We start from the raw sequence: 21,055 nt of genomic DNA on the forward strand, positions 1-21,055 counted from the left end.
AAGAAAAAGTAATCGATGTTACCGTTTTCAGAGAAAAAAGTAATAGGTACTATCTAAAATCGATATTTTTATTATACACAGAATTGTCATAGAATAAGGAATGTAAGTCAAAAGAATGTGTATAAATAGTGATGGACACTAGATTCAGACACCAGAATCGATTTGGAAATGACCATTTATACGCTTATTTTTAAAGAAAGGTGTTAGCTTATGACATCGAAGGTTTTAAAGATTATCTTCCAAATTATCTTGATTATGGGCATCACGTATTTAGGCAACACCCTTCAGCACCTTTTGCATATTCCATTAGCTGGAAGTATCGTCGGCCTAGGACTCTTTTTCCTACTATTACAATTTAAAATTATACCTGTCAAATGGGTCGAAGCGGGTTCCAACTTCTTGTTAACAACGATGGTTTTTTTCTTTATCCCTTCCGTCGTTGGTGTAATGGATATCATAGGTGACATACACCTCAACTTTATTGTGTTCTTCGGCGTCATCATTCTCGGAACAATAGCTGTCGCTTACGTCTCTGGGCTAATTGCTGAGAAGATGGCCAGAAGACGCCATTGTGGTAAGGGGAGTCACACATCATGATTATTTTAAAAGACATCATAATGATAATACTGACAGTGGTTATGTATCTTGCGGCTAAGAAGCTGCACAAGAGATTTCCTAGCCCATTTCTAAACCCAGCCTTAGTTGCTTCAATCGGAATTATAATCGTGTTACTATTGTTCCGTCAGAATTATAGTTCTTATATGGCAGGCGGCCATTTGATTAATTATTTGCTAAGCTGTACGGTTGTTTGCTTAGCTTATCCGCTCTATATCAATCGCCATAAAATATTTGAGAACTTCAATATTATTTTTACAAGCGTATTGACTGGCGTATTACTCAATTTTGTGTTAGTTTACTCGTCGTTGAAGATTTTAGGCTTCAATAAAGAGGAAATTGTCACATTATTGCCGCGTTCCATCACAGCAGCGGTTGGTATTCAAGTATCTCACCAAATGGGCGGTGCAGATACAATTACAGTATTATTTATTATTACCACTGGTTTAATCGGCAGTATGCTTGGCTCGTGGCTGTTACGTATGGGGAATTTCAGAACTTCCATTGCAAAAGGGCTTGCATTTGGAAATGCGTCACATGCGTTCGGAACAGCAAAAGCCTTAGAATTAGATTTAGAATCAGGTGCATTCAGTTCAATCGGTATGATTCTGACTGCAGTAATCAGCTCAGTGCTATTACCAATTCTGATCATTCTTTTTTATTAGCATTTGAATATATAGACACAGTTGCATAACGACGCATCAAACACTAACTAAAGGGTAGTTTGAATACAGTTACTTTTTTAATGAATAGAAAGGGGCTATTTTTAAAATGGCAAAAATTAAAGCAAATCAAGCACTTGTAGAAGCTTTACTACAATGGGATATTGATCACTTATATGGTATCCCAGGGGACTCTATCGACGCTGTAGTTGATAGTTTACGTACAGTAAGTGAACAAATTAAATTCTATCATGTTCGTCATGAAGAAGTAGGAAGCTTAGCAGCTTCAGCTTACACAAAACTTACTGGTAAAATCGGCGTATCATTAGCAATCGGTGGTCCAGGTGCGATTCACTTATTAAACGGTATGTATGACGCTAAAATGGACGGAGTACCTCAATTAGTGTTAGTAGGTCAATCTAACAGTAACTTACTTGGTACTAAAGCTTTCCAAGAAACAAACTTATTATCATTATGTGAAGATGTTTCAGTATATAACCGTCAAATCTCAGAAAAAGATGATGATATCTTTGGTATCGTAAACGAAGCTATTAAAACAGCTTACGAGAAAAAAGGTGTGGCAACTTTAATCTTGCCTAACAACTTATTAACTAACAAAGTTAAAGATACAACTAACAAAGTTGTAAACAAAAAACGCCCAACAATCCCAGCACCAAACACAGCTAAAATTAAAAAAGCTGCAAAATTAATCAATAAAGCTAAAAAACCTGTATTGTTAATGGGTACTGGTGCAAAACATGCTGGACCTGAAGTAGAAGCTTTAATCAATAAAGCACAAATCCCTACTATCATCACTTTACCAGCTAAAACAATCATTCCAGATGATCACCCATACAACTTAGGCAACATTGGTAAAATCGGTACAAAACCTGCATACCAAGCAATGCAAAATGCCGACTTATTAATCATGGTAGGTACTAACTATCCATACGTTGATTACCTTCCTAAGAAAAATATCAAAGCAGTTCAAATCGATATTGATCCAAGTGCAATCGGTCACCGTTTCAAAGTTAATGCTGGAATTATCGGAGACGCTAAAATCGCATTAACTGAATTAACAGACCTTGTTAAACCAGTTAAAAACCGTAAATTCTTAAAAGAAGCATTAGATAACATGGCAACTTGGAAAGAATGGATGGAAAAAGACCTTAACAATGATTCTTATCCAATCCGTCCAGAACACTTAATGCAAGCAATCAACAGAGAAGCAGACAATGACGCTGTATTCTCAATTGATGTTGGTACTTCAACAGTATGGTCAACACGTTACCTAAGCCTTAAACCAAGCAACGAATTCATTATCTCAAGCTGGTTAGGTACAATGGGTTGTGCGTTACCAGGTGCAATCGCATCTAACGTAGCATTCCCTAACCGTCAAGTTATCGGTATCGCTGGTGACGGTGCTTTCCAAATGGTAATGCAAGACTTCGCAATGGCTGTTCAATATAACATGCCAATGGTTATCTTCGTATTGAACAACAAACAATTAGCGTTCATCAAATACGAACAACAAGCAGCTGGTGAATTAGAATATGCGATCGACTTCTCAGACATGGATGTTGCTAAATTCGCTGAAGCATGCGGCGGTGCTGGCTACACATTAGAAGATCCAGCAGACATCGATACTGTCGTAGAAGCTGCATTAAATGAAAACAGACCAACAATCGTAAACGTACATGTTGATCCGAATGCTGCACCACTTCCAGGTAAAATCGTACCGGATGAAGCAATCAACTATGCTAAATGGGCATACAGATCTATTACTGAAGATAAAAAATTAGATCTTGATGAAATCCCACCACTTTCAGTAGCAGCTAAACGTTTCTTATAATTTCTGAGAAACAAACTGAATACTCAATTTCGACGAGTAGTGCATTTTGCATTACTCGTCTTTTTTACTTTAAATTGATATTGAAATATTCTGTCAACTCCACTATACTCTAGATATTCATGAAAAATTGCATAGAGTGAAAGTAGGCGAGACATATGGACTTTTTATATTTTCCAGTAGATGAAGACATAAAGTTAGCACAACCTGAAACATTCATGGCTGAATCTTTATTTCAAGTGATTGAACAAGATAGAGCATTTCTTTCAACCTATTTACCGTTCGTTGATCATACCTTAACGGTGGAAGATGAACTCAACTTTATTAAGTTAATGTTGAAAAAACAGGCTGCAGGTGAACATCGTCTCTTTGTGATTTACTATCAAGATCAAGTAGTGGGCACCATTGATATACACCAGATTGATTTAGAAAATAAAAAAGCATTTATTGGATATATGTTACAGAGTAAATATAATGGTTTAGGGATCATTGCCCGTTGCCTACATAAAATCTGTGATTTCGCATTCAATACTTTGAATTTAAATAAGTTGTCGCTGCACATCAACACTAAAAACAAAGCAAGTCAAAAAGTCGCTGAGCGTGCAGACTTCCGTTTCGTTGGCACGGATAAGGATGAATCATATGAACGAGGACAATTTGAAGATTTTCATAGATATGCTTCATTGAAACATGAATTTAACACACAAACTTCATTGTAAATTAAGATAACCCTTATCAACTTTATAAAAAGATTGATATACTGATGACATTAAGAAAGATAGGAGTTGTCAGTGTTGAGTGAACGTAAATTAGTAGCAGAAACAGACATTGAAGTAAACGGCTACGATATTGATGCGATGGGAATCGTCAGCAATATTGTCTATGTGCGCTGGTTTGAAGATTTAAGAACTATATTTGTAAATAAGCATTTGACCCCTTCAGAAATGTTGAAACAAAACATTTCACCTATACTGATGCATACTGAAATTGATTATAAGATACCACTTACAATTCATGACAAACCCGTGGGAAGATGCTGGTTAACGAAAATCAGTCGTTTAAAATGGGTATTTGAATTTGAAATCAGTACCGGTGATCAAATTCATTGTCAAGGTATGCAGTATGGCGGGTTCTATCATATTGTTGAACAAAAAGTAGTACCTGTACCTGATGCATTCAGGATTTTATAGATTCCACTCAATCTTCGAAAAATAAATGTTTTTCGAAGATTTTCATATACATAGAAAGAGGATTGATAGTCATGACTGAACATCCACATTTAAAAGCTTTAAAAGCAGCATTTCCTCAAACAATTCCCATTTTTGCGGGCTTTTCATTTATCGGCATTGCTTATGGTATTTATATGCATTCATTAGGTTTTCCGCCAATTTATGCGATGTTAATGAGTTTATTGATTTTTGCTGGTTCAATGGAATTTGTGGCCGGAAGTTTATTATTAGCGCCATTTAATCCAGTCAGTGTTTTTGTATTGACGCTCATGTTGAATTCCAGACACTTATTTTATGGTATTTCCATGTTAGATCGTTTCAAAGGTACTGGAAAATACAAGCCGTATTTAATTTTTGGTATGTGTGATGAAACTTTTGTAATTAATAATATGGCGAATGTACCTAAAAATGTCGACAAGACATTATTTATGTTCTATGTCACGCTATTAAATCAATTTTATTGGTTCTTCGGTACTACGATTGGAAGTTTATTTGGTGTCTTTATTAAGTTTGACACTAAAGGTTTAGACTTTGTGATGGTCGCGCTCTTCGTAGTTATATTCCTTGAGTCTTGGCTGAAAGAAAAGAATCATGTCAGCTCATTAATTGGACTCGCCATACCGATTATCTGTCTTGTGATTTTTGGACCGAATCAATTTATTTTGCCTTCAATGATTTTGATTGTGATTGCTTTGACAATACTTAGAGGTTACTTCGCAAGAAAGGGCGTGGCTTAGTATGACATTAACCCAACAAATTTTAACCATTGCGGTCGTTGTAATCGGAACGATGTTGACACGCTTCTTGCCGTTTTTAATCTTTTCTAAAGACAAAGAAACACCGAAGTTTGTGCAATACTTAGGAGCTGTACTGCCTGCTGCAGTATTTGGTTTCCTAGTTGTTTATGCCTTACGTAAAACGCCTATCTTAACTGGCAATCATGGGCTGCCAGAGTTGATTGCGATTGTAGTGATTATTATTTTACATGTGATTAAACGTAATATGTTGATTTCGATTGCAGGCGGTACCATTGTCTATATGATATTAGTTCAATTTATATTTTAAAAAACAATCCTCACATGACAGTTTTAAAGTATCATGTAAGGATTGTATTATTTTAGATGGGGAGAACAGATTTGTTATGATGAGAAAGTATTTGAATCCTATCGTAATTGCTGCTCTTCAAAGTGGTTAAGTTTCCAAATAATCACAGATACTAACCAAAACAATAAGAACACACCAACGAGCAGATAACCTAAATGATTAAACTCAAGTGATGCGATATCATCCCAAAAAGGACTGTGTAATTTAAAGCGTTCACCAATCATCTGGAGTATTTCTACAGTACCGATTATCAGTGCGGCAATAACGGAGATGGCAGTAATAGTGATATTGTAATAGATTTTACGGACTGGTTTCAGAAATGCCCAGTGATACGCAGATTTCATGAGTGCGCCATCTAGTGTATCTAATAAACTCATGCCTGCTGCGAACAATAACGGTAGTGCGATAATGCCAGTAAAAGGAAGTGACTGCTGAGCAGCACCGGATGATAATGCAAGCAAAGCAATTTCACTCGCAGTATCAAAGCCTAATCCAAATAGAAAACCTAATGGCAAAACATGCCAACTTCTGTTGATGAATTTAAAATAAGGACCTACAAATCGTTGGATAAGGCCTCTTGATGCTAATAATTGATTGAGTTCATCATCAGAAACATGTTCAAAGCGCAAGCGCATAAACAGACGAATCAATGATACTAAAATAATTAAATTCAAAATCCCGATTATTAATAGAAAAAGACCAGAAACCATAGTACCGATTATTCCGCCGACAGCTTGAAACACTGGCATTTGTTGTTGTGCCCATGACACGGAAATACCTAATAATAGTGCCATGATGAAAACAACACTGGAGTGTCCAATTGAAAAATAAAAACCAACACCTGTTGGATTTTGCTTTTCTTGCATAAGTTTACGTACAGTATTATCAATCGCAGCAATATGATCGGCATCAAATGCATGACGTAAACCTAGTGTGTATGCTAAGATACCCATTCCGAATAAAATAGGGTGTGAATGTGCACCAATCCATAAACAAGTAACACCTATAAGGTGTAATAATATAATCACGAATAAATAAGGAAGCATATCTTTGATATGAGTTGTCTTGATGTGCAATAGCGTCATCTGCTTTCTATATTTTTATGAGTTAGTCAATCAAATAAATTAACTATGAAAGAACTCTATTATTTTAATACGAAAGAACGACTAAGTAAATAACTAAGAGACAGCGTTTCTATTTTATTGAAAAAGTGATTTTCAATCTGCATAGGGTAAGTGAAAATAAGGACATTTAGTGAAAGAGAGGTTTTATCTGTGTCAGATATTGATTATATTTCATCATTTGATGATGTGAATCTCTACAGTAAAATCACGTTAGGTGAGCAGCCAATGGCTAACTTGATTATCGTACAAGGATTATCAGAAGAATTAGATGACTATGATGGTGTGGCTTCAATTTTTAATGAATATGACTATAATGTTATTCGTTATGATCAAAGAGGTCATGGTAAAACACCAGGCGATAAAAACCTTTATGAGCATGTAGATATTGTCATTGAAGATTTAAAAGCCGTGGTAGATTATGTCAAAGCCCAATTGACAGGTAAAATATTTATTTTAGGACATGGTGTAGGTGGTACAATAGCGACATTATTCGGTATACGTTATCCGCATGCGGTGAATGGTTATATTTCGGCAGGTGGTTTGTCTCCAACGGGACAACCCGTTTTTCGTGATGATGTCGTAGATCATTCAGCGGAGATAGAAAATCAGGATGGAGAAGCAGATATAGAGAAACATAAAAGAATTAAAGCGTTCAGAGAAGCGGTTCGAGATATGAATATCCAATTTTCTAAGTTTGAAGATAAAGTATTAATAATGCATGGCGGCAGTGACCGTATAGTAAGTTCTGATGATGCGATACAATTCTTCAAAGAAGCTAAAACAACACATAAATCATTAAGAATTTATGATGGATTAGATCATGAGTTATTAAATGTAAGTTCATACCGCGGTATGTTATTATCAGATATTGTAAATTGGTTAGATTTTGAATTATCTATGGAGAATATAGATAAGTGACAGACAACAAGAATAAACAACAATTCAACTGATTCAAGGAGTTTGAAAGAAAATGAAGAAAACACAACCGACCTTACATGATATTGCGAGAATTTCTGGCTTGTCCATTGCGACAGTCAATCAAATATTAGAAGATAAAAAACATGTTTCAAATGACCAAGCACGTGCACGCGTAGTGGAAGCGTTAGAAATGTTAGGTTATGAACCAAGTCGATATATTCAATCATTGCGTGGAGAAAGTGTTAAAACCATCGCATTTATTATTCCAAGACACGATGCGTATTATGCCTCTGTCATTGATGCGATTGAACATCAACAAGGTTCTGAATCTATTCGAATTATTGCGATGGCGTCTAATGAGCAAGCTCAACGTCAAGATGAACTGATTGATTGGTTTGTTTCTCAGCAAGTAGACGGTATTATTGTTTCTCCAGTTTCAGCACAAATGCGTATCTCAAAACGTTGGAGAGATATTCCAATGGTGATTATTGATAATCAGATTGAGGATGAAGAGATTCCTTATATTGGATTAAATCATGAGGATACAGCCTATCAAGCTGTAGAGCATTTACTGAAACAAAAGCATCAATCTATCGCATTGATTTTAGGTAATCCAGCTTCAAGCGCAACAGCTGATACAAGAATGGGATATAAAACAGCCTTAGAAGATTTTGAACAACAAATGGATGAACGTTTAATCTCATATCAATATACAGATTTAAGTTTAAAAGCAACCGAAAAATATGGCTATGATACAGCGCAGCAACTCTTTGCACAACCAAATCATCCGACTGCTTTGATTGCTTCGAACCATGCTATGTTGTCAGGTATTTTACAAGCACTTAAAACAAGTGAATTAAAAGTACCTGAAGATGTTGCGATTGTCACTTTAGAAGAGAATAGTTGGAATAAAGCACATTATCCATCACTCACAGCAGCAGGCATTGATGCTGAAGCCATTGGCGCATCAATTTTTGCACGCTTGAAACAATTTTTTGGAGGAGAAAGTGAACAAATTCAATCTGATTGGTTGATGGCACAGTTAAATGTGAGAGATTCAAGTTCTCACTTATCCGAAAATGAATAAAAAATAAACAGGCTTAGAAACAATGTCTTAAAGAAAGGGAGAAAAGACAGGTTTCTAAGTCTGTTTTTTGGGATTTTAGAAATGATATACTAGGGTTTTTTCAATCAAACGTCATCTCGACTTGGGACAACTTTACGTGCATTTTGTCTGCAAACATGAATAAGTACAATAGTGGAGACAACGATACTCATAATAATGGCTATGACAGCACCCGATTCTGGATGGTCAACGTGTCCTGTTTCTGGCAAGTCAGCGTATGATGCGGTTTCACCCTGATGGTGTGAGCTTGCATCTTCACTTTTTGAAGTTGTTGCTGATGCTTGATGCGCATAGGTTTGTTCCGCTGTTGCTTCTGAGGTTGTGGGCTCAGTATCTGCTTCTTTACGATTTCTTTCTGCATCTGTGACATTTGTCTTTGAAACATTTTCTGCAAGGGAAGGATCGGGTTCAACATCAGCAGCTTGAGCCACATCAGTTGGATGCGATGTAGAAATAAATGTTTCAGGTGATTGAGCAGTATGAGTATTTTCGACCAAAGCGGATAATTCAGCGGACTGTTCGTTTGCGTTATCATGACTTTCAGCAGCATTCATCACTCCAGGCATATTAAAGAATAGTAAACCGCTTAAAGCTAATGTAGAAACATGAAGCAAGCTTTTCTTTTTACTTAACTTCATCGGCATGAAAACAACACTCCTATTTCAAAATGAAAGTGTCATGTCATCCATGGTGTTATGAGTATGATGTATAGACTGTCGGATGAAACAGACAAAACGACAACGAAGAAAATTGATTGATGCTTGCGGATATGTGAGAGATAGATTTCTGGTGTACGGCGTTATGGGATATATTGCTTTCCGCAACGATTTATCATGATCATCAATTTCTTCACTTTAAGCATGGCATAGCAATATTAAGCTAACTTAAAATTGAGTTTAAAAAAAGATAAACTTCGTAAATTTTCAGTATATTAGAACTTTTTAATGTATTAAATAGCCCAAAATCCTACGGTATCAAGCATTTTAGTCTTTTACCCGATAAAATCACCCGAATTTGTTGGTTTAAACTTATTTACTAAAGTGTTATAGTTGCTAATGGAAAATAATTTGTATAGACAAATAACAATAAAAGTCTAAAGGGAGTCTTTTAATGTTGTTTTAGGGTTAGCAAGATTATTTTTATTAACGGTAAGTGTTTATAATAGTTTCAATCGTTTAAACTAATTGTGACAACTTTATATCTATTATGATTAAAATTACTATTTATAATCAAAATTAAAGAGTAATAATAGTCATAATAAAGAGTTTGTGAAATTATTCGTAATTTGTTCACAAAATGTTTGCAAAAGCTATTGAAAACGCTTTATCAAAGGTAGTATGATGTCGGTGGTAGGAAAATTAAATATATAGTAGGAAAAGAGGTCATTTGGCATGGATATTATTTTGGGAACTGGGACGTTGTTGCTAGTCCTTCTAGCAATGTCGTTATTCTTAAAATTTGCTCCTTATGGTAAACAGGGGCTACAAGCACTTTCAGGTGCAGCATGTGCAACATTTTTACCGCAAGCATTCTTAAGTTATGCAATCGGTGGCGTGTTCCACTTGGAATTCTTCCAAAGAATTGGAGACTTAGCAGGAAGCTTAAGTGGTATTGCAGTAGGTATTTTAACTGGTTTGAAATTGGGTATCTCTCCAGTCTTCGCAGTTATCATTGGTTTAGTTTTACATGATCAAAAATTATTACCGGCATTTATCGCTGCTTACTTAGTAAGCTTCTTAATTAAATTGATCGAGAAAAAAGTACCAGAAGGCTTAGACTTAATTGTCGTAATCTTAGTCGCTCCGGCATTAGCATTCGGAATCGGCGGATTAATTTCACCAGGAGTAATGGCTGTGTTAAGACAAATCGGTGGTGCGATTACAGCAGTTGGTGACAATAATCCTTTCGCATTAGCAATTATTTTAGGCTTAATCATTCCGGTGGTAGGTATGACGCCATTAAGTTCTATGGTATTAACAAGTTTACTTGGTTTAACAGGTGTTCCGATGGCTATCGGTGCATTAACAACTACAGGTTCATCATTTGTTAACTTTATGATGTTCAGAGCGCTTAAAATTGGCGGCTTAGGTAAAGCATTCGCAGTTGCTGTAGAGCCACTGACACAAATCGACACAATCGCAAAATATCCGATTCAACTCTATGGCGCAAACGCCATTGTCGGAATGTTTACAGCGACAATTGTTACGATTGCAGGTTTAGTAATTAATGTAACGGGAATGGCAACACCAATAGCTGGTGCAATTGTATTGTTTGGATTTAACAAACCAATTCCATCACTTATTACAATCGCAGCTGTAATTGTGACAGCGATTATTCTTGGTTGGATTTTAGGTAAAATTATGAGCAAAATCAACTTCAAGAAACTTTCAGATAAATTACCAGAAGGCAAAGCAGAACCGTCAAAAGCAAACTAATTAACCATTTCTTATAAAGAGATTAAGGAGATGACAATACGCTATGGCACGTAAACATGATTACCAAAGCGCATTTGATATAATCGGTCCAGTTATGATGGGACCATCAAGTTCACACACTGCAGGAGCAGTTAAAATCGGTAACGCAGCAAGAATGGTACTTCAAGGAGAACCGGAAGATATTGAGGTTCATTACTATGAATCATTCGCACAAACTCACTTAGGACACGGTACAGACGTAGCAATCATTGGTGGCTTACTTGGATACAGCACATTCGATGAACGTATCAGCGATGCAGTAAACATTGCTAAAAACGACGGTATCGATGTTCGTTTCATCGAAGAAACGGGAAGAAGTTTAGGAGAGCATCCTAACTGTGCATTAATCAAAGCAAAACAAGGTGATCGTCACATCGAATTGAACGGAATCTCAATCGGTGGCGGTACTATCAAAATCAAAAGCATTAATGTCAATGGCCAATGTATTCTAATGAACCATGGCTTACCATTATTAGAAATCGACGGACCAACTGACAATGCGACAATCAACCATTTAATCAATGATTTAATCGAACACGGTGCAGACATCAACGAAGAAATCAAAACGATTAATCCAGATGGCTGTTTAATGGCTTTACACTTAAACAAAGCCTTACCAGAAGAAGCACTTAGCGATTTAAGAGAGAAATATAGCGACTTAAACTTTGCATATATAAAATAAAGAGGTGTAATGTATGTTTGATTCAATTAAAGAGATCATAGATTATGCGAATAAACATGATATGAAATTCTCAGAAATTATGATTGAAGAAGAGAAAGAATTAAGTGGGATGTCACGTGATGAAATCCGTGAACAAATGAGACAAAACTTACAAGTAATGCGCGACGCAGTTGAAAAAGGGACAACTGGCGAAGGCGTTAAAAGTGTAACAGGGTATACTGGTCAAGACGCAATTAAAATTAAAAACTATAACGAAAACAACCATGCACTTTCAGGTAATGAAATGATGAGTGCCGTTATGGGTGCAGTTGCGACAAACGAAGTGAACGCAGCAATGGGTATCATTTGTGCTACTCCAACAGCTGGTTCCTCCGGTACAATTCCAGGTACACTATTCAAATTAGAAAAAACACATGGCTTAACTGAAGATCAAATGGTAGACTTCTTATTCACAGCAGCAATCTTCGGCCGTGTTGTAGCAAACAACGCAAGTGTTGCTGGCGCAACAGGCGGTTGCCAAGCTGAAGTTGGTTCAGCATCAGCTATTGCTGCAGCAGCTGCAGTTGAAACATTCGGCGGTAAACCAGAAGCTTCAGGTCAAGCAATGGCTATCGCAATCAGTAACTTACTTGGTCTAGTTTGTGACCCAGTTGCTGGTTTAGTAGAAATTCCATGTGTAATGCGTAACGCAATCGGTTCAGGTAACGCATTAATCTCAGCTGACTTAGCATTAGCTGGCGTGGAAAGCCGTATTCCAGTAGATGAAGTAATTGAAGCAATGGATAAAGTTGGACGTAACTTACCAGCTGAATTACGTGAAACTGGACTTGGCGGTTTAGCAGGTACTCCGACAGGTGAAGCAATCAAACGTAAAATCTTCGGTGACTCACAAGTTAAATCATAATTGCCTGATGAATATGTAAATTTCATTAAAAGTTAAATTGATAAATTCATGAAACACGTAACCTGAAAAAGGTTGCGTGTTTTTATTTATAAATTTTAAAGTTGTCACAAAATTCAAAATACATATTGCAATTTGTATCTTTTATGGGTAAACTAGTCAAAAGGGGATGATGGGATATGATAACAAGATTACTATACATTTTTATTGCGTTCTTCATTAACTCAGCCATAACGTTTTACCTGACAGATATCGGCACGACGATGAACAATCTGTTGAAATCAATGTCAATCAGTATGATTATTGTATTCTTATTCTATTACACAAAGTTAATGATGGAGACCAAAGGGGAATAACTAAATAGTACGACAAAAAATGAGATGACTTCGGGGTACATCTCATTTTTATTTTTGAATGAAAGGAAGGATTATCATGTCTACATTAGTTATTATTGCACATCCTGATATTCAAGAAGGCGACGTCAATCAAGTATGGAAGAAAACATTAGAAGACCGTTCTGATTTAGTGACGGTACATGACTTATACCAAACTTATCCAGATGGAAATATTGATGTTGAGTATGAACAAGATTTACTACAAAAACATGATCACATTATCTTTCAATATCCAATGTTTTGGATGAGTTATCCGCCGCTTTTACAACAATGGTTTGATGAAGTTTATACACATGGTTTTGCGTTTGATGGCGGTGATGCTTTAAAAGGAAAATATTTCGCATTAGCCATCTCATGCGGCCAACCGCAAGCACATTATAAAGAAGATGGACCGATAGGGTATACAATTGATGAAATTTGTAATCCATTAAAAGGTGTTGTTAATTTAGTTGGTGGTCATTTCTTTGGCGTTCATGCGATCTATCAAACAGATGATATCGATAATTTTGCGACACTCGCAGAAAATGCTGATGAATATATCTCATTTGTTGAACGACTTCAAAAACAGTAAGCACAAGCATTTTCCTTTAGACTCCTTAGTAGGTTCACTATACTATAGGTGACTACATAAGATGAGGAGCGAAATAGTAATGGAACAACAAGCAATACGCAATCAAATTTTACAAGCATTTAATTTTAGACATGCGACAAAACGTTTTAATCCAGACAAAAAAGTAAGTGCAGAAGACTTCCATACCATCATTGAATCTGGTCGTCTTTCACCAAGTTCAATTGGTGCAGAACCGTGGCGTTTTTTAGTCGTTCAAAATGAGGACTTACGTCAAAAATTAAAAAAAGTATCATGGGGTGCACAAGGTCAATTAGATACAGCCTCACACTTTGTGATTTTATTAGCTCGTAAAAATGTACGTCCGGGTACAAAATATCTAACACATATTATGAAAGAAATTAAAAATGTACCAGACGATGTATTAGAAGATATGAATAAACGTTACGAAATGTTCCAAAACGATAGCTTGAACTTATATGAAAGTGAACGTTCATTATGGGACTGGGCAAGTAAACAAACATATATCGCATTAGGTAATATGATGTCAGTTGCCGCACTTTTAGGTGTAGATTCTTGTCCAATTGAAGGTTTTGGTATGAAAGAAGTCACACAATTGCTTTCTGATGAAGGTATTATCAATGAAGATGAGTTCTTACCTTCTGTTATGGTTGCTTTCGGTTACCGTGAAGAAGATCCGAAACGTGCCAAAACACGTCAAGCATATGAAGACGTTATCGAATGGATTGAATAGTAATTGGTAAAAGACTTGAGCTTAACAGCTTGAGTCTTTTTGTTTTAATTGTCTGAATCTTGTGTTTCTTAGCTTTGTTTCAATGCTATAATATTACCTATATTCATGATTAAAGAAGATGTAATACATATTAAAGGGAGTTATGAAGATGGTAAGAATAAAAATGTTTGATGTCGCACCTTATGAAATTGACGCAATTAAAAATTGGGCAGCAGAACACCAAGTGGAAGTGGATTATGAAAGCAGTCCTTTGACAATGGATAATATTGAACAAGTAAAAGGGTATGATGGCTTGTCTCTATCTCACAATGGCCCATTTAATCCTGAGATTTATAGCACATTAGAAAGCTATGGTATTAAACAAATCGCACAACGCAGTGCGGGGTTTGATATGTATGACTTAGAGAAAGCCAAAGCACATCATTTAATCATCACAACAGTGCCAAGCTATTCACCGAGTTCTATTGCTGAATATGCGGTTACAGGTGCGTTGTATTTTGTGAGACAGTTACCGTTGATTAAACAACGTATGGAAAACCATAACTTCGTTTGGGATGCACTGTTAATTTCACGTCCGGTTAAAGATTTAACTGTCGCAATTATCGGTGTAGGACGTATTGGCAGTATTTCTGCACAATTATTCTCGAATTTCGGTTGTAAAGTCGTTGGTTATGATATCGAAAATAAACCAGAATTAGAAGATATTGTTGAATTTAAAGATTCACTTGAAGAAGCAATTGCTCAAGCGGATATCGTTTCACTTCATGTCCCGGGAAATAAAGATACGTATCACATGTTTAACCAAACAACATTTGATCAATTGAAAGAGGGGGTTATCTTTGTCAATTGCGCACGCGGTATGGTCGTTGAGACACAAGCTTTGCTAGATGCATTGAACCGTGGTAAAGTAGCGGGTGCTGTAATCGATACGTATGAAAATGAAGCGCAATACTTCCGTAGAGATTTTTCTAACCAAGAGGTTCAAGATAAAACTTTATTAGAGTTGATTGAACGTGATGATGTGTTAGCTTCTCCACATATCGCATTCTTTACGCATGAAGCGGTAAAAAATCTGGCTGAAGGCGGATTGAATAGTACAATGGAAGTACTTGAAACAGGAGATGCGCAAACGAGAGTTAATTAAAGTGTTGTTTATAACAAATAGATAAAAGAAAGGGGGAAGTGCTGAGATGAAAGTGTTTATACATTTACGTTGGTTCTTTAAACAAGAGAAGATGAAGTATATAGGCGGGCTGCTAGTATTACTCTTTATCGCATTATTTCAGCTAATTCCGCCACAAATCATCGGTAAGACGATTGATGCAATCGCGGCTGATCGCTTAACGGGAACACAGTTACTGACTTATATGCTGATTCTCGCTTTTGCGGCAGTGATGATATATGTTTTACGCTACTCTTGGCGTGTTCTGATTTTTGGAACCAGTAATAAATTAGGGAAAATTTTACGTAATCGGTTGTATGAAAAATATACTTCTATGAGTCCGTCCTTCTTCCAAAGACGACGAACAGGTGACTTGATGGCCCATGCGACGAATGATATTAACGCTGTTCAAGGTGCCGCAGGTCCAGGCGTTTTAATGATTGGCGACTCTTTAATTACAGGAACGTCAATTTTAATTACAATGGCATTAACCATCAATTGGAAATTAACATTGATTATTATGTTGCCTTTACCTGTATTAGTCTTATTAACGAGTTATTATGGTCGCTTGATGAGCAAAGGCTTTAAAAAAGCACAAGCTGCATTCAGTCGTTTAAATGACAAGACACAAGAAAGTATCGCTGGTATTAAAGTAACCAAGACAATGGGGTATGAAAAAAGCGACCAAAAGGACTTTAAAACAATCAGCGATGATGTAGTAAAAAAGAACCTGAAGGTTGCGCAAATTGATGCCTTATTCAGTCCAACTATTATGTTAGTCATTGGTACAAGTTACTTTCTAGCATTAGTGTTCGGGACATTTATGATTTTTAACAATACGATTACGTTAGGTCAATTAATTACCGCTACCACATACCTGGGTATGTTAGTATGGCCGTTACTCGCATTAGGCTTCTTCTTTAATATCATTCAGAGAGGTCACGCATCGTATGAAAGAATTAGCGCTATTTTAGATACACCGAACGAGATTGATTTGACTTATAAAGTGAACGGCTATCCATCAGGGCCCATCACTTATCAAATTGAATCTTTTACTTTCCCAGGCAGTGAACATCCTGCATTAAGAGATGTTCATTTCACTGTTGAAGAAGGTATGACAGTCGGTATTGTAGGACGCACAAGTTCAGGAAAAAGTACGTTATTACGATTGTTAGTACGTGAGTTTGATACACAACGTCCTGAAGATATTACGTATGGCGGTATTCCAATTCGTGATTATGAAATCCAACATTTACGCGCGATGTTTGGTTATGTTCCGCAAGACAACTTTTTATTCTCTACAACCATCAGAGAAAATATAGCTTTTGCCGCACCGAATAGTACAGAACAACACATTCAACAAGCGGCTGAAATGAGCTATGTACATCATGATATCTTAAACTTCCCTCAAGGTTATGACACTATTGTTGGAGAACGCGGTGTCTCTTTATCAGGAGGTCAAAAACAACGTGTTTCTATTGCGCGTGCAGTCATTTCAGATCCTCCTGTTTTGATGTTTGATGATTCCTTGTCAGCGGTTGACGCGGATACAGAAGAACATATCCTTAATAATATGAGAAACCAAAGACAAGGCAAAACGAATATTATTACAGCACATCGTATGAGTGCGGTCAGTCATGCGGATTTAATTATTGTGATGGATGAAGGTACAGTGGCTGAACAAGGAACTCATGATCAATTGATGCAAAATCAAGGTTGGTATGCGAAGACCTACCAATCACAACAACTACGTGACCAATTAACTAAAAAGTTAGATGAAGCAGCACACGAAGGGGAGGAGGATTATCATGGCTAGAAGACAAAAAGTGCATTATGATAATCAACTCACTGCGCGTGATCAATGGCATACTTTAATGCGCTTGATTCGTTATACCTTCCCGTTTAAATGGTTGATTTTAGCTGCCTTTGTCATGCTTGGAATTTCCACAGCAGCAGGAGTGGCAGTACCTTACATTGTGAAAGTGTTTATTGATGATTACTTAACGCCAAGACACTTTCCACAACAAGAAATCATTTGGATGATTGTTATTTTTATCGGTATAGAGTTAATTGGTGCGATAACAACCTACATCAATATTTATATGTTCCAGAACTTCGCCTTTAAAATTATTCAGCAATTACGTATCGATGCATTTGATAAAATGGGCGAACTCGGCATGAAGTATTTTGATGAGGTGCCAAGCGGCAGTATTGTGTCACGATTAACGAATGACACAGAAGCTATCGTCAACATGTTTGTCGGCGTATTCTCATCATTTATGATGGCGTTGTTTACAGTCATTTCAAGTTTTATCATGATGTTTATCTTAGATGTCAGACTTGCGTTAATGGCTTTATGTTTTATGCCGATTATTATCATTATTTTAGCTTTATATCGTAAATATGCATCCATATTCTTTGCGCAAGCCCGTCAACGATTGTCTGATTTGAATGCGAAATTAGCGGAATCTATTGAAGGTATCCGTATGATTCAAGTCTTTAATCAAGAACGCAGACTCCAAAAAGAGTTTGATGAAATCAATGAAGAACACTATCAATATAACTTGAAAACCATTCGGTTAGACGGCTTATTATTACGTCCGGCCATCGGTATGTTAAGTATCTTTGCGACAGTGATGATTTTAAGTTATTTCGGATTACTAAGTTTTTCTTCGACTGTCACTGCAGGGGTTGTTTATGCGTTTGTACAATATATGCAACGCTTTTTTGAACCGATTAACCAAGTCAGTCAAAACTTGAATATTTTTCAACAAGCCATTGTCGCAGCGAATCGTGTATTCGCGTTATTAGATAATGACACGTTAGAACCTCAACAAAATGAAATCGCAGATCACCATATTACTGATGGTAAAATTGAATTTAAAGATGTCACTTTCAGTTATGATGGAAAGCATAATGTATTGAAACACATTACATTCACAGCAAATCCTGGTGAAACAATAGCACTTGTAGGTCACACAGGTTCTGGCAAAAGTACGATTATCAATTTGTTTATGCGCTTTTATGAGTTTAATCAAGGTGAAATATTAATTGATGGTCAATCCATCAAAACGATTCCAAAACAAGAATTGAAACGAAAAGTAGGATTAGTTCTGCAAGATCCATTTATTTTCTATGGAACAGTCTTATCTAATATTCGTTTATATCACCCGACAATGACATTTGAACAAGCAAAAGCTGCCGCAGAATTTGTGCATGCAGATCGCTTTATTGAGCAACTGCCAGATCAGTATGAACATAAAGTAATAGAGAAGGGTAGTGCCTTCTCTAGTGGTGAACGTCAATTAATCGCCTTTGCGAGAACGATGGCAATCGACCCTAAAATTCTTATTTTAGATGAAGCCACTGCTTTTATTGATTCTGAAACAGAAGAACAAATCCAAAATTCGTTAAAAGATATGCGTAAAGGACGTACAACGCTCGCAATTGCCCATCGTTTGTCTACGATTCAAGATGCGAATCAAATTTTAGTGTTAAACCAAGGTGAGATTGTTGAACGTGGTACTCATGAAGAATTACTTGCGCAAAAAGGTATTTATTATAATATGTACTTGCTTCAAAATGGATAAAAGAATAATAACGCAAGAAGCACCTAAAGCCGTTTGAGCTTTAGGTGCTTCTCTTTAGTTTATGTAAGTGTTATTCCTTACCAGCTAAGAATAATTTAAACTCTGGGAATTGTTCAATCACTCGTCTTGCGAATGAACAGCTCGCAGTAATTTTAAGTTGATTCACATTCGCATAGTCTACTACTTTTTCAACAAGTTTTGTCCCAATACCTTGGCCGCCTAATTCATCACTGACAGCAGTGTGGAAAATATCAATCACATTTTCCTGCTCATCTCTGAATTCGATAATGGCGCTCGGCGCACTTTCTTCCCCAATAAAGAATTTATGGTCGCCTTGTTTTAAATCTGTCATAGTCATAATCCCCTTTATCTATTTAGTTTTAACTCCTACCCTAAATGGTACAAAACAAAGCGGGTTGGAAACAAGGGTAATTACCAAAATTATATGTTTTCTTAAATGTAAGCGTTTTCTTATATTTATAAATTTACAAACTAATTAAAGACAAATAAAAAAGAGTACTTTTCTCTTTAATGTGTATATAAATAGTGAACCTAACTGTTTTATAGTTATAAAATATTAGGTTGAAAATTTCAGAATTCTGAGAATCTAAAAGATTTCATGAATACCATTGCAATTTAGTGTATTTAAGGGTATAGTTTAAAACATAATGATTACGATTTGGAGGGACCTTTTAAGATGAAAAAGACACTTTTCATAATGTTATCTTTAGTCTTAACAGTTGTATTAGCAGCTTGCGGTAATGGCGACAGCAGCAAAGACAGCGGTAATAAAGACAGTAAAGATGCTAAGTACAGCGAAAGCAATAAGATGAAAGTTAACACAACTGTATTCGCATTCCAAAGTTTTGCGGATCAAATCGGCGGTAAATATGCAGATGTAAAATCAATTTACCCACCAGGTACAGACTTACATAGTTTTGAACCAACACAAAAAGAAGTTATGAACATTTCTAAAGGCGACTTATTTATTTATACAGACAAAGAAATGGACCCAGCAGCGGGCAAAATTGCGAAAACAATTAAAGACAACAAGAAAGTGCTTGAGTTAACAAAAGGCTTAGATAAAAATGTGGTTATTTCTGGTGAAGAACATGAGCATGAACATGGTGACCACGAAGAAGGTGAACACCATGAGCACGGCGATCATGAAGAACACGGAAATCACGAAGAACATGGCGACCACGAAGAACACGGTGAAGAACACCATCATGACCATGGTAAATACGATACGCATATTTGGTTAGATCCAGTAGCAGATAAAACATTTGCGAAAGAAATCAAAGATGAATTTGTGAAAAAAGACCCTGATCACAAAGATTACTACGAAAAGAACTATAAAAAATTAGTTCAAGACATCTCAGATGTAGATAAAGAATTAAAAGACGTTTCTAAAAACAAAAAACGTGACAAAGTGATTATTTCTCACGATTCATTAGCTTACTTAGCTAAACGTTATGACTTCAAACAAGAAGGTATTAACGGTATGAACAACGACGAACCAACTCAAAAAGAATTAATGGCTATCGTTTCTGATATCAAGAAAGAAAAACAACCTTATGTATTATACGAACAAAACATCACTTCAAAAGTGACAGACATCATCAGAAAAGAAACGGATACAAAACCATTACCATTCCACAACTTATCAGTCTTAACAAAAGATGAATCAAAAGATAAAGATGTTACTTATCAATCATTGATGAAGAAAAACATCGAATCATTGAAAAAAGCTTTAGACAGCTAATTTGATGAACGTTTAAGATACGCATTTCCGGTTAAATCGGAAGTGCGTATTTTTTTTATGTATGTGAAACAAAATACTGGTATAAAAATTATACTAGTGGTATAATGATTTTAACAAAGTAAGTATAATAATTATAC

Annotated in this window: 22 protein-coding genes; 19 read left to right on the forward strand and 3 right to left on the reverse strand. The window is 36.1% G+C overall.

Annotation, left to right across the window (positions count from 1 at the left end; all coding sequences use genetic code 11):
- The first annotated feature begins 210 nt into the window (after window positions 1–210).
- The 7 genes from BU038_RS08660 (at window position 211) to BU038_RS08690 (ending at window position 5,420) form a co-directional block, all read left to right on the forward strand.
- Window positions 211–597 (forward strand): CidA/LrgA family protein, encoded by a 387-nt coding sequence (locus BU038_RS08660; RefSeq protein WP_107605691.1) that lies wholly within the window; start codon window positions 211–213, stop codon window positions 595–597.
- Window positions 594–1,280 carry an LrgB family protein gene (locus BU038_RS08665; protein ID WP_107605692.1) on the forward strand — a complete coding sequence of 229 codons (687 nt, stop codon included), beginning with the start codon at window positions 594–596 and terminating at the stop codon, window positions 1,278–1,280. The genes BU038_RS08660 and BU038_RS08665 overlap by 4 nt, the downstream gene beginning before the upstream one ends.
- 106 nt (window positions 1,281–1,386) lie before the next feature.
- A complete protein-coding gene (locus BU038_RS08670; RefSeq protein ID WP_107605693.1) occupies window positions 1,387–3,129 on the forward strand; it encodes a pyruvate oxidase in 1,743 nt (580 codons plus the stop codon).
- A gap of 155 nt (window positions 3,130–3,284) precedes the next feature.
- Window positions 3,285–3,845 carry a GNAT family N-acetyltransferase gene (locus tag BU038_RS08675; RefSeq protein ID WP_107605694.1) on the forward strand — a complete coding sequence of 187 codons (561 nt, stop codon included), beginning with the start codon at window positions 3,285–3,287 and terminating at the stop codon, window positions 3,843–3,845.
- A gap of 72 nt (window positions 3,846–3,917) precedes the next feature.
- Window positions 3,918–4,316 (forward strand): acyl-CoA thioesterase, encoded by a 399-nt coding sequence (locus BU038_RS08680; protein WP_107605695.1) that lies wholly within the window; start codon window positions 3,918–3,920, stop codon window positions 4,314–4,316.
- 71 nt (window positions 4,317–4,387) lie between these two features.
- Window positions 4,388–5,092 (forward strand): AzlC family ABC transporter permease, encoded by a 705-nt coding sequence (locus tag BU038_RS08685; protein WP_107605696.1) that lies wholly within the window; start codon window positions 4,388–4,390, stop codon window positions 5,090–5,092.
- 1 nt (window position 5,093) lies between these two features.
- Entirely contained in the window at window positions 5,094–5,420 is a 327-nt protein-coding gene (locus tag BU038_RS08690; protein WP_107605697.1) for a branched-chain amino acid transporter permease, read from the forward strand.
- Window positions 5,421–5,518: 98 nt separating this feature from the next.
- Here BU038_RS08690 and BU038_RS08695 read toward each other — a convergent pair whose 3' ends face one another.
- Window positions 5,519–6,505: a HoxN/HupN/NixA family nickel/cobalt transporter gene (locus tag BU038_RS08695; RefSeq protein WP_241963164.1), complete on the reverse strand. Its 987-nt coding sequence runs from the start codon at window positions 6,503–6,505 to the stop codon at window positions 5,519–5,521.
- Between the two features lie 228 nt (window positions 6,506–6,733).
- On the opposite strand from BU038_RS08695, the gene BU038_RS08700 reads away from it, so the two are divergent.
- The gene (locus tag BU038_RS08700) at window positions 6,734–7,501 is read left to right on the forward strand and encodes an alpha/beta hydrolase (protein WP_107605699.1); all 768 of its coding nucleotides are present in this window, start codon (window positions 6,734–6,736) and stop codon (window positions 7,499–7,501) included.
- Window positions 7,502–7,553: 52 nt separating this feature from the next.
- Window positions 7,554–8,588, forward strand: coding sequence for a LacI family DNA-binding transcriptional regulator (locus BU038_RS08705; protein WP_107605700.1), 1,035 nt, complete (start codon window positions 7,554–7,556; stop codon window positions 8,586–8,588).
- Between the two features lie 104 nt (window positions 8,589–8,692).
- Here BU038_RS08705 and BU038_RS08710 read toward each other — a convergent pair whose 3' ends face one another.
- Window positions 8,693–9,271: a hypothetical protein gene (locus tag BU038_RS08710; RefSeq protein WP_107605701.1), complete on the reverse strand. Its 579-nt coding sequence runs from the start codon at window positions 9,269–9,271 to the stop codon at window positions 8,693–8,695.
- A gap of 747 nt (window positions 9,272–10,018) precedes the next feature.
- On the opposite strand from BU038_RS08710, the gene BU038_RS08715 reads away from it, so the two are divergent.
- The 9 genes from BU038_RS08715 (at window position 10,019) to BU038_RS08750 (ending at window position 19,153) form a co-directional block, all read left to right on the forward strand.
- Window positions 10,019–11,062: a PTS sugar transporter subunit IIC gene (locus BU038_RS08715; protein WP_107605702.1), complete on the forward strand. Its 1,044-nt coding sequence runs from the start codon at window positions 10,019–10,021 to the stop codon at window positions 11,060–11,062.
- 43 nt (window positions 11,063–11,105) lie between these two features.
- The gene (gene sdaAB, locus BU038_RS08720) at window positions 11,106–11,783 is read left to right on the forward strand and encodes an L-serine ammonia-lyase, iron-sulfur-dependent subunit beta (RefSeq protein WP_107605703.1); all 678 of its coding nucleotides are present in this window, start codon (window positions 11,106–11,108) and stop codon (window positions 11,781–11,783) included.
- A gap of 13 nt (window positions 11,784–11,796) precedes the next feature.
- On the forward strand, window positions 11,797–12,687 hold the full coding sequence (sdaAA, locus tag BU038_RS08725; RefSeq protein ID WP_107605704.1) for an L-serine ammonia-lyase, iron-sulfur-dependent, subunit alpha: 891 nt from the start codon (window positions 11,797–11,799) through the stop codon (window positions 12,685–12,687).
- A gap of 176 nt (window positions 12,688–12,863) precedes the next feature.
- Complete coding sequence (locus BU038_RS12490) at window positions 12,864–13,040, forward strand: hypothetical protein (RefSeq protein ID WP_182676041.1); 177 nt, start codon at window positions 12,864–12,866, stop codon at window positions 13,038–13,040.
- 76 nt (window positions 13,041–13,116) lie between these two features.
- On the forward strand, window positions 13,117–13,650 hold the full coding sequence (locus tag BU038_RS08730) for an NAD(P)H-dependent oxidoreductase (protein WP_107605705.1): 534 nt from the start codon (window positions 13,117–13,119) through the stop codon (window positions 13,648–13,650).
- Window positions 13,651–13,729: 79 nt separating this feature from the next.
- Complete coding sequence (locus tag BU038_RS08735; protein WP_107605706.1) at window positions 13,730–14,401, forward strand: NAD(P)H-dependent oxidoreductase; 672 nt, start codon at window positions 13,730–13,732, stop codon at window positions 14,399–14,401.
- A gap of 148 nt (window positions 14,402–14,549) precedes the next feature.
- Complete coding sequence (locus BU038_RS08740) at window positions 14,550–15,545, forward strand: D-2-hydroxyacid dehydrogenase (RefSeq protein WP_107605707.1); 996 nt, start codon at window positions 14,550–14,552, stop codon at window positions 15,543–15,545.
- Window positions 15,546–15,591: 46 nt separating this feature from the next.
- Window positions 15,592–17,379, forward strand: coding sequence for an ABC transporter ATP-binding protein (locus BU038_RS08745; protein WP_107605708.1), 1,788 nt, complete (start codon window positions 15,592–15,594; stop codon window positions 17,377–17,379).
- Window positions 17,372–19,153, forward strand: a complete 1,782-nt coding sequence (locus BU038_RS08750; RefSeq protein ID WP_199219702.1) for an ABC transporter ATP-binding protein — start codon at window positions 17,372–17,374, stop codon at window positions 19,151–19,153. The genes BU038_RS08745 and BU038_RS08750 overlap by 8 nt, the downstream gene beginning before the upstream one ends.
- 70 nt (window positions 19,154–19,223) lie before the next feature.
- Here BU038_RS08750 and BU038_RS08755 read toward each other — a convergent pair whose 3' ends face one another.
- A complete protein-coding gene (locus BU038_RS08755) occupies window positions 19,224–19,505 on the reverse strand; it encodes a GNAT family N-acetyltransferase (protein ID WP_107605709.1) in 282 nt (93 codons plus the stop codon).
- Between the two features lie 345 nt (window positions 19,506–19,850).
- On the opposite strand from BU038_RS08755, the gene BU038_RS08760 reads away from it, so the two are divergent.
- On the forward strand, window positions 19,851–20,918 hold the full coding sequence (locus BU038_RS08760) for a metal ABC transporter solute-binding protein, Zn/Mn family (RefSeq protein WP_199219703.1): 1,068 nt from the start codon (window positions 19,851–19,853) through the stop codon (window positions 20,916–20,918).
- Window positions 20,919–21,055 lie beyond the last annotated feature (137 nt).

The sequence above is a fragment of the Staphylococcus simulans genome (assembly GCF_003043455.1).
Taxonomy (GTDB): domain Bacteria; phylum Bacillota; class Bacilli; order Staphylococcales; family Staphylococcaceae; genus Staphylococcus; species Staphylococcus simulans_A.

Excerpts from the sequence above, each read along its gene's own strand:
- BU038_RS08730 (WP_107605705.1), top strand. The coding sequence starts at position 13,117 with ATGTCTACATTAGTTATTATTGCACATCCTGATATTCAAGAAGGCGAC.
- BU038_RS08755 (WP_107605709.1), bottom strand. The coding sequence starts at position 19,505 with ATGACAGATTTAAAACAAGGCGACCATAAATTCTTTATTGGGGAAGAA.
- BU038_RS08710 (WP_107605701.1), bottom strand. The coding sequence starts at position 9,271 with ATGCCGATGAAGTTAAGTAAAAAGAAAAGCTTGCTTCATGTTTCTACA.
- BU038_RS08760 (WP_199219703.1), top strand. The coding sequence starts at position 19,851 with ATGAAAAAGACACTTTTCATAATGTTATCTTTAGTCTTAACAGTTGTA.
- BU038_RS08740 (WP_107605707.1), top strand. The coding sequence starts at position 14,550 with ATGGTAAGAATAAAAATGTTTGATGTCGCACCTTATGAAATTGACGCA.
- BU038_RS08705 (WP_107605700.1), top strand. The coding sequence starts at position 7,554 with ATGAAGAAAACACAACCGACCTTACATGATATTGCGAGAATTTCTGGC.
- BU038_RS08750 (WP_199219702.1), top strand. The coding sequence starts at position 17,372 with ATGGCTAGAAGACAAAAAGTGCATTATGATAATCAACTCACTGCGCGT.
- BU038_RS08665 (WP_107605692.1), top strand. The coding sequence starts at position 594 with ATGATTATTTTAAAAGACATCATAATGATAATACTGACAGTGGTTATG.
- BU038_RS08675 (WP_107605694.1), top strand. The coding sequence starts at position 3,285 with ATGGACTTTTTATATTTTCCAGTAGATGAAGACATAAAGTTAGCACAA.
- BU038_RS08715 (WP_107605702.1), top strand. The coding sequence starts at position 10,019 with ATGGATATTATTTTGGGAACTGGGACGTTGTTGCTAGTCCTTCTAGCA.
- BU038_RS08695 (WP_241963164.1), bottom strand. The coding sequence starts at position 6,505 with ATGCTTCCTTATTTATTCGTGATTATATTATTACACCTTATAGGTGTT.
- sdaAA (WP_107605704.1), top strand. The coding sequence starts at position 11,797 with ATGTTTGATTCAATTAAAGAGATCATAGATTATGCGAATAAACATGAT.
- BU038_RS08745 (WP_107605708.1), top strand. The coding sequence starts at position 15,592 with ATGAAAGTGTTTATACATTTACGTTGGTTCTTTAAACAAGAGAAGATG.
- sdaAB (WP_107605703.1), top strand. The coding sequence starts at position 11,106 with ATGGCACGTAAACATGATTACCAAAGCGCATTTGATATAATCGGTCCA.
- BU038_RS08670 (WP_107605693.1), top strand. The coding sequence starts at position 1,387 with ATGGCAAAAATTAAAGCAAATCAAGCACTTGTAGAAGCTTTACTACAA.
- BU038_RS08660 (WP_107605691.1), top strand. The coding sequence starts at position 211 with ATGACATCGAAGGTTTTAAAGATTATCTTCCAAATTATCTTGATTATG.
- BU038_RS08685 (WP_107605696.1), top strand. The coding sequence starts at position 4,388 with ATGACTGAACATCCACATTTAAAAGCTTTAAAAGCAGCATTTCCTCAA.
- BU038_RS08690 (WP_107605697.1), top strand. The coding sequence starts at position 5,094 with ATGACATTAACCCAACAAATTTTAACCATTGCGGTCGTTGTAATCGGA.
- BU038_RS12490 (WP_182676041.1), top strand. The coding sequence starts at position 12,864 with ATGATAACAAGATTACTATACATTTTTATTGCGTTCTTCATTAACTCA.
- BU038_RS08735 (WP_107605706.1), top strand. The coding sequence starts at position 13,730 with ATGGAACAACAAGCAATACGCAATCAAATTTTACAAGCATTTAATTTT.